The organism is Geobacillus sp. FJAT-46040 (assembly GCF_002335725.1).
Lineage (GTDB): Bacteria > Bacillota > Bacilli > Bacillales > Anoxybacillaceae > Geobacillus > Geobacillus thermoleovorans.
In genome coordinates, this window is sequence record NZ_NISS01000001.1 from 2,588,328 (window position 1) to 2,597,107 (window position 8,780).

General features: G+C 43.0%; 5 protein-coding genes and 2 pseudogenes. 2 read left to right on the forward strand and 5 right to left on the reverse strand.

Features of this window, described 5'->3' with window-relative positions:
- On the reverse strand, positions 1–1,380 hold a 1,380-nt coding region (locus CD000_RS13820), incomplete at its 3' end, for a heavy metal translocating P-type ATPase (protein WP_096225877.1).
- Positions 1,373–1,741, reverse strand: a complete 369-nt coding sequence (locus CD000_RS13825; RefSeq protein WP_096225878.1) for an ArsR/SmtB family transcription factor — start codon at positions 1,739–1,741, stop codon at positions 1,373–1,375. The genes CD000_RS13825 and CD000_RS13820, both read right to left, overlap by 8 nt.
- Positions 1,742–1,977: 236 nt before the next feature.
- Here CD000_RS13825 and CD000_RS13830 point away from each other — a divergent pair.
- A pseudogene (locus CD000_RS13830) lies at positions 1,978–3,113 on the forward strand (IS110-like element ISGka2 family transposase).
- Positions 3,114–3,216: 103 nt separating this feature from the next.
- Here CD000_RS13830 and CD000_RS19690 read toward each other — a convergent pair.
- From CD000_RS19690 to CD000_RS13850, 3 genes and pseudogenes are all read right to left on the reverse strand, one after another.
- Positions 3,217–3,339 (reverse strand): annotated as a pseudogene (locus CD000_RS19690) (Rpn family recombination-promoting nuclease/putative transposase); the annotation flags it as partial.
- 803 nt (positions 3,340–4,142) lie between these two features.
- Positions 4,143–7,484 (reverse strand): DEAD/DEAH box helicase family protein, encoded by a 3,342-nt coding sequence (locus tag CD000_RS13845; RefSeq protein WP_096226298.1) that lies wholly within the window; start codon positions 7,482–7,484, stop codon positions 4,143–4,145.
- A gap of 48 nt (positions 7,485–7,532) precedes the next feature.
- Positions 7,533–8,405 carry a restriction endonuclease subunit S gene (locus tag CD000_RS13850; RefSeq protein WP_233130456.1) on the reverse strand — a complete coding sequence of 291 codons (873 nt, stop codon included), beginning with the start codon at positions 8,403–8,405 and terminating at the stop codon, positions 7,533–7,535.
- Positions 8,406–8,418: 13 nt separating this feature from the next.
- Between CD000_RS13850 and CD000_RS13855 the strand changes: the two genes are divergently transcribed.
- Positions 8,419–8,780, forward strand: a 362-nt coding sequence (locus CD000_RS13855) for a DUF6444 domain-containing protein (protein ID WP_233130441.1), incomplete at its 3' end; no start/stop codon positions are given.

Here is an 8,780-nt window from a genome sequence, read left to right on the forward strand (position 1 = left end):
ATCATTAAAATTCAATCCATCTTCTTCTGCTTTTCTTATAATGGCGGAAGCAAGTGGATGTTGTGAGCCTTTTTCAATGGCTGCTGTAATGGTCATTAGTTCATTTTCATTGCCATTATAAGTGACTACATCGGTGACGGAAGGAATACCTTTTGTTAATGTTCCTGTTTTATCAAAAGCAATCACTTTTAAGTTTCCTGCTTCCTCTAAATAAATACCACCTTTAATTAACACACCGTTTTTCGCTGCATTTCCAATGGCAGTTACAATCGAAACAGGCGTGGAAATAACCAACGCACACGGACAACCAACCACTAATACAGCTAGACCTCGATAAATCCATTCGCTCCAATCAGCACCCATAAATAATGGAGGAATAACGGCTAGTAAAAGAGCAAAAATGATAATGGCTGGTGTATAGTATTTGGCAAAACGATCTACAAACGCTTGAGAAGGTGCTCGTTCTGCTTGAGCTTCTTCCACTAAATGGATGATTTTCGAAAGAGTTGTATCTTCCACTCGTTTTGTCACTTTTACTTCCAATAACCCTTCTTCATTCAATGTTCCTGCAAAGACTTCATCACCGACTGTTTTGGTTACTGGAACACTTTCTCCCGTAATGGCAGCCTGATTTAGCGTAGATGTACCCTTGATGACGATTCCATCCATCGCTAATTTCTGACCAGGCTTTACGATCATAATATCTCCGACTTGAATATCGTCAACAGGGACCATCATTTCTTCATTTCCGCGACGAATTAATGCTTCTTTTGGAGCAATATCCATCAACGATTCAATGGATTGACGAGCTTTATCCATGGAATAACGCTCTAAGGCTTCGCTAATGGCGAATAGAATAACAACCGTTGCACCTTCTCCCCATTCACCAATCGCTGCAGCTCCTAAAATCGCCACTGTCATCAGCGTATTCATATCAAAATTCAATCGAACTAGGTTTTTGAACCCTTTTATAAATAACGAATATCCACCGATTAAAATTGCTGCAGCATATCCAATTGTCGCAAAGATATGCTCTTCTCCGTATTGCTTCCCTAAAAACCAACTGATCACAAGCAAAACGGCGGAAATATACACTTTAATGTTCTCTTTTTGCTTCCAAAAAGGTTCACGCTTGACTGATTTTTCTTTATCTTCCCGAACCTTTAAGTTTTCAAAAGCTCCTGCTTTTTCTAATTCTTCGATGGTTGTTGTACCCCAAACGGTAATTTTAGACGCTCCAAAGTTTACTTTAGCATCTTGAACACCTGGCAATGATTTTACATTATTTTCAAACTTTGCCGCACAGTTTGCACAAGTAAATCCTTGAACACGGTAGGTTTTCGCTTCTGATTTAGATAATTTTGCTTGTTGTTCAGACACAGACTTTCACCTCTTTCTCATGTGCTAACGCAATCATGATTAACTGCTTAATATGGTCATCATCCAGCGAATAAAATGCTAGCTTTCCTTCTTTTCGATACTTTACAATCCCTTGTTTATAAAGAGTCCGTAAATGATGGGAAGTGGTTGCAACAGAAGCCCCGATGATATTAGCAATATCACATACACATAACTCTTCATCTTGGCAAAGTGAATAGACAATTTTTGCCTTATTTTCATCTGCCAGTGCTTTAAACAACAGGACAACACTGGATATATCTTCTTTTTGCAATTCCCCTTGTATTCGATTGACTTTTTCTTCGTCATAACAATTAATTTCACATGTATCTTTCTTACTCATTCATTATCCCCCTTTCATATTCAAATTTCCGTTTGAATATATTATACCCCATATCTTTCTTACTCATTCAGTATCCCCCTTTCATATTCAAATTTCCGTTTGAATATATTATACCCCATTTCTTTTATTATTCAAGTATTTATTTGAATGAAAAACAAAAAACATCCATGAGTAAATTTTACTCCCCACCCAGGCATGAAAATCCATCTCTCCTTCCATAATGGAGGATTTTCATCATGGATGTCATCTATCCCCGCTGCGCAGGATTGGATGTTCATGCCGAAACCATCGTCGCCTGCGCGCTATGGGAAGAAGATGGACACATTCAAAAGGACATTCAAACCTTCTCCACGTTCTCGAAGGGACTTGGTGACCTGCTCGAGTGGCTCGAAGAACATGGCGTTACCCATGTCGCCATGGAATCCACCGGCGTGTATTGGAAACCGGTCTTCGCCTTCCTCGAGGGCTATGTCGACTTGACACTGGCCAATCCGCAGCGGATCAAAAATGTCCCGGGAAGAAAAACCGATGTCTCGGACGCCGAGTGGATCGCCAAGCTGCTCCGCCTGGACTCGTTGAAAAAAGTTTCGTCCCCCCGGCGGATATTCGCGAATTGCGGGATTTTACCCGCCTCCGCAAAAAATGGGTCGGACAGCTGACGTCGGAGAAAAACCGGATTCAAAAAGTGCTCGAGTCTTCCAATGTCAAACTCAGCTCGGTCCTCTCCGATCTCTTCGGCGTTTCCGGACGAAACATCCTTGCCCGGCTGCTCGAGAAGGGATACGTGGACAAGGACGAGCTGGATCAATGCCTGCGCGGCAGGCTCAAAACGAAAAAGCAGGCGGTGTACGATTCGCTGCTCGGCACCTTGACCGAACATGAGCTCCGTCTCCTTCGCCTCTTGTGGAAACACGTTGAGGAATTGGAGCGGCTCATCGAAGAAGTCGACCAGCACATCGACCGCCTGCTCGAGCCGTATCGCGAGGAAGTGAACCTGCTGATGACCATGCCCGGAGTGAAAAAACAAACCGCCGCCGTCATCATAGCCGAGATGGGAACCGACATGAGCGTCTTTGAAACGCCGGAACGGGCGGCTTCATGGACTGGATTGTCCCCCGGCAACCATGAAAGCGCCGGAAAGCGAAAGAGCACGCGCACGACAAAAGGCAATCCCCATCTTCGATCAGCGTTATGCGAGGCGGCATGGTCAGCAGCTCGATCCAAGACGCATCCCTTGTCCCGAAAGTTTTGGTCGTTGGCGGCCCGGTGCGGGAAGAAAAAAGCCCTCATCGCCATTGCTCGGCGGATGTTGGTGATCATCTTTTGCATGATCTCCCGCAAAGAGCCGTTCCGCCAACCACAACTTATTTAGTCTAGCCAAAAGGCAGACAGGTTATACGAGATGCCTAAAATCGGGCACCTCTGCTTTCCTATTGCCTTTTTTGGCCATAACAACAGTGCCTGGCACCGTTCGCTAGGTGATGGCTCCAAAGAAACTGTTCTTCGTCTTCACGAATGTGAAAAACGGTATGGAAGCGATCTGTTTCATGTGGGAAAAGGGGATAATTTAAGATGGCGATCATAATCGTTGGAGGGAGGTAGTCAACTACCCCCACTTAGCTAACGCTTGAAGCGGGGGCTTGCAACTCCCCAGAAGTGCGAACGGACTTCGTCCTCCTTCCTTGACTTGGGGTTGCATCAGGGGCAGGTTGACGACTACCCAACGACATAGGTCATGCCTATATCGCTACCGAGTGGCTCGGCATGTCTGTAGGCAGTACTTGACTTCCACGCACAACAGACGGATGTACGCTCGATGTTTTACGGTTGCAACGTTTCCTGCAACCAACTCCCTACATCGAGTAACGGGGGTTGGAGTGCCTTGATTCAACGGTTTTCTCCACATTCTTATTCTATCATATACAAAAGAAAGGAGGAAGGGCGATTCCTCCCCGACTTTCGCTCTCGCTTAGAAGTCGGGGTCTCCTCGCCAAAGATGATGAAAATTGGAAATCGGGTGGCTCATTTTTTATGTGATCGAACCGTTGAAAAGTGGCTCAATTTTAGATTATCAAATACATGGATATTTGCCGAACCATTTCGACTCAATATGGGCTATCTACACAACATTTATACTCGTTTCGTTCTATATGTATAAGAAATAGAAGGCACCTTTGAGATACTTCACTCTCAAAGATGCCTTAACACCAAAGAAAAACAGAATATATTGAAACGTTAGCAACAACACCCAACGGCTAACTATATAAGTTGAAACTTTGTTTTACATCCAGTAGAACGCCCGCTGCATTCTATCAAAATGACTTGTTATGAAGGAAAACAGAATCGAACAATCGGAAAATCTTTATTGCAACTTATATAGATACCACAAAGAACGCTTTTGCTACGCCCCCACAATATCTTCTGAATTTCTGTTAATCTCATCGATAATGCGAATAATCTTCCGCGCGTCGTCCATGTTGTCTTGAAAGAGTTCAACAATGCTGCCGACGGTTTTAAACGGTTCTTCCTGCAGCACCCGCTTGTCCATGACTCCATTTTTCACAAAGTAATCGACGATCAATTTGACAAAGCGGCTCTGCTGGATGTTCAACCGTTCGCTTGATAAAAATTCGGAAAACGCTTCGTTGGCGGCCTGTGGGTCAAGGCCGACGATTTGGCGGACGAGCTTTGTAATCGGTGTGTCTCCGAATTCTCTTTGATAATCTTCCTGTGTGCCAAGCTCATTCCAAAGAATATGCTCCAACGTTTTTACGTCTTGGACGGTTAGCTTTTTATTATTTCGCAACTTGTAAATGGCCATCTGGTCGCGATGTTCGTGCAGATAATGTTCCACCTTTTTCCGATAATTTTTCAGATCATTGACAGTAAACATCGGGCCGTTTTCTTTGACTTCTAAAACTTGGTCTTTAAAGTTCGTATAGTAAATTTTTTGCGTCTCTTTTTCAAGGAATTTGACTAAGTCACGCAACGCTTCACGGACAGCTTCCAATTCGAAAATATCGGCTTCGCTCCAAAACTCTTCCGTCTGCACCTTTTCGATGATGTATTTTTGCTCCTGCACTTGCGGGATCGAACCGAGCTTCGATAACGCCTCGGCGGTGCGAATCACACTCCGAATCGGCTTCGTGGCATTTTTCGTTTGCAGCTTCGCCAATTCGATCGTGTACATAAGCAAATCAAACCGTTTCGCCAACTCATCATCGTTTAGCGGAACAATCAGCGGTGAAATGTGTTCTTTAATTTCATTTACATCCATCGCTGTTAAGGAATCCCACTTAGCTCGGTTTTTAAACTTATGCACATATTGAATATGTTGGCGTACACGGAAGTTTTCTTCGTTTAACTTATTGATTTCCGCTAGCACCTCGTCAATCAATTCATTGCGATAGGCAATATACTCTTCTTCTTGGTACTGTAAATGCTGCAGTTCTTTAATGATTTCGACTTTGGCATTAAATAGACGCTCCGTTAAACTTTCCACCGCTTTTCCTTCGATTCCTTTTGGATTTTCGCGGAAAAACTCAAAGTTGCCGCAATAGTCAAAAATAAGGAAATGCGTTTTATCTTGCCCGACTCCGAATAAGTCTTTGCATAAACGGGTTCCGCGTCCGATCATTTGCCAAAACTTTGATTTGGAGCGTACTTTCTTGAAGAACACAAGGTTGACGACTTCCGGAATATCCACTCCTGTATCGAGCATATCAACCGATACAGCAATCTGCGGCAATTTATTACGGTCGGAAAAATCATCGATTAATGTTTGGTAGTAGTTCACGCTGTAATCAATGACCCGTGCAAAGCCGCCCTTGTATTCAGGGAACAATTGATCAAATCGCTCCACAATCCGTTCCGCATGGCGATGGTTTTTCGCAAAAATAATCGTTTTGCCGAGTTTGTCCCCGCCTTCGACGCGAATTCCTTTTTCCATTAAATCTCTCAGTACCGTATCAATCGTATCGTCATTAAACAACCATTCGTTTAACGCGGTACTGTCAATATCCTCGCCTACTTCATCATCAAACGTTTCTTCATACCGCTCTTTTTCTTCATCCGACAACTCATCGTAATGAATGCCATCTTCCAAAAATTTCAACTTTGTCTCAATGGTGCGGTAATCGACTAAATAGCCGTCTTGCACCGCCTGGTCCAACTCGTACGCATACGTCGGCACGCCGTTTTCCAGATCAAACACTTCATACGTATTGCGGTCAATGTCATCTTTTGGTGTGGCGGTCAGCCCGAGCAATATGGCATCGAAATAGTCGAAAATGGCTCGGTACTTCTTGTAAATGCTCCGATGCGACTCGTCGATGATGATGAGATCAAAATGCCCGACCGTAAAAAGCCGTCTGCCGTCTTTCCGCTTCGCATCATCAATCGCGTTCATCATTGTCGGGTACGTCGAAAACACCATGCGGCTTTCCTCTGGATTGTCTTTGTTATCGAGCAAATTGCAAAGTGTCAAGTTCGGCAACAAATGGCTAAAGCTATTTTTCGCTTGCGTTACAAGCGTTTTGCGGTCCGCTAAAAACAAAATATTTTTCACCCAATTATGACGGGTAAGAACATCGACAATCGAAATCGCTGTCCGAGTTTTGCCGCTCCCCGTTGCCATGACAAGCAACGCTTTGCGTCGTTTGTTCTCGAGCGCGTCACATACGGCTAACACCGCTTCTTTTTGATAATAACGATTCGCGATGTTGTCATTGATTTGCACATTTTTTAGCGGCTTCTTCATCGTCCGACGATCAATAAGCAAGCTTAATTCTTCCTTATTGTAAAAGCCGGAAACTCTCCGCGCCGGATAGTTAAGATCGTCCCACATATACGTTTCAAAACCGTTTGTGTAAAAAATAATCGGACGTTGGCCGTGCATTTTTTCAATGCAGTCGGCATATAGTTTGGCTTGCTGCTTTCCTTTGTTCGGATCAGCGGTTGTCCGTTTCGCTTCGATGACCGCCAGCGGCTTTCCGTTGTCGCCAAACAGGACGTAATCGACATAGCCGACTCCTTCTTGATTTGGCATGCCAACGACAGGGTATTCCACAATAACGTCCTTTTTAAATTCCCAACCCGCCAGCTTCAAATCTAAATCAATATATTTCTTTCTTGTTTCCCATTCGCTCAGTTCATCGACTTGGAAGTGATACTCTTTTGTATTCGCTTCCCGTTTGGCGGTGAGAAGAGCGCGGAGCTGTTCGTTTTCTTTCATCATTTCCTCAAGACGCTTGTCTTTCGAGCTTAACCGCTCGTATAAATCTTTCAGCTCTTCCGGACGCTCGCGCTTTTCCTCGCCGATTGGCAATAGCGATTCATCAAAGTCCGTAGCCGTATATTCATCTGAATAACAATAATCAATCCAAGAGACAAACTGATGAAGATGATGCAGGGAAAGAATCGCTTCTTCCCGCGTAATCATCGAGTTCGTATGAACCGCGACATTTCCTAGTTTCACAATGTAACGCAACAACGGCAACAAGTCTTCATCAATAATGGACAAAAAGACATTGTCATGAATCAAACTGGAAAGATTATCTTGATACGGAACTTTCAAAGCGCTGTCAAAGCTGTACACCCACTTCACCGCAAGCTCCAGCGCACGGCGCGTCAAAATCGCGCACGTCGCCGGACTCACAACTAAACTTTTTTCCGCCTCTAAACACGCATTCGTAAAGCTCTCATAATGAGGTTTTCCTACTAAAAACTGAAAGTTGGATAACAACAAATACCCCTCCCCTGACCAAACCGACATGAATTTCCTTCACATTTATTAATCGTTGAATAGTTCTCCCTTAAATGCACGTTGCATAAGGGAATTGAACATATTTTGTATCTCTGCTTGACTTTTTAAAAGAAGTTCTTTCTTTAAGTTTATTTGTCGTATAGTAGCTGCAAATAATTCCTGTAACTCTAAAGGTGGAATAATGATCTCAAGTTCTTTTAAATTTTTTAAAGGAAGCTGCGGTTGAGAAGATCCTGTTTGTGTTTTCTTTAAAACTAATTGAAAGCTATTAGATGTATAAAGTTGCTGGAAAAAAATTCGATTAACATTTTTCAATCTAAGAATCGCCATTTGAGCATTTATGAACCCTGTGTCATAACCTTCTTCATCAAAAATGACTATATTCCCAATGGATCCCCTTAATGTAACAATTAAATCTCCCTGTCTTAATTTCCCTTTTCTCAATTGACTAAACTTTTCCTTTGTAATATACGTTACTTTCGATAAGTCTAATTTGTTGTTCACAAAGTTTGAGGTAGACAAAAAAAGTATACCTTCACTAACAAGCTCATGTTGCTTCGGATAGTTTTCACCTCGATCTCCATCCTCAATTTCCGCAATATCTTTTAATTTCTTAACATCCCATCCCTTTGGATTACTTACTGGATCCCCAAACATCTCCAAAAACACACTTTGCGTTAACTGGTCTAACGCTTCAATTTGGGCTTTTCGTTTGTCGATGAGTTCTTGGGCTTTATTTAAAACTTTTACTATTTTTTTCTGTTGTTCTAACGTAGTAAGTGGTATTTTTATCTGATTCAACTTATCTTTATTTAACGTAGCGTAACTATTCAGCCACATCATAAAGTGAGCTGAATATTTTTTGCTTTTCCTGTCCATGATGTGAATATTGATAGACAAGGAGGTGAATCGCATGTTGACGGTACAACAAGCTGTATTTACAGTTGAGAGCTTAATCGGCAAAGTTCAACAACAAAAACAGCTCATTCATCAACTCATTCAAGAAAATGAACATTTGCGTCACGAAAACAAACAACTACGCAAAGAAAATGAACAACTGAAGTACCGTGTTCAAGAGCTGGAAGCACGCACGAAAAAAAACAGCTCCAATAGCCATTTGCCCCCATCTTCTGACCGTTTTGAGAAAAAGCGTTCCTCCCGCGAGCCGTCTGGCAAAAAGCCTGGTGGGCAAGAGGGACATGAGGGGAAGACGCTCCGTCAAGTGGAACATCCACATCATCGTGTCGTCCACCGTGTGCATACGTGTCAAGGATG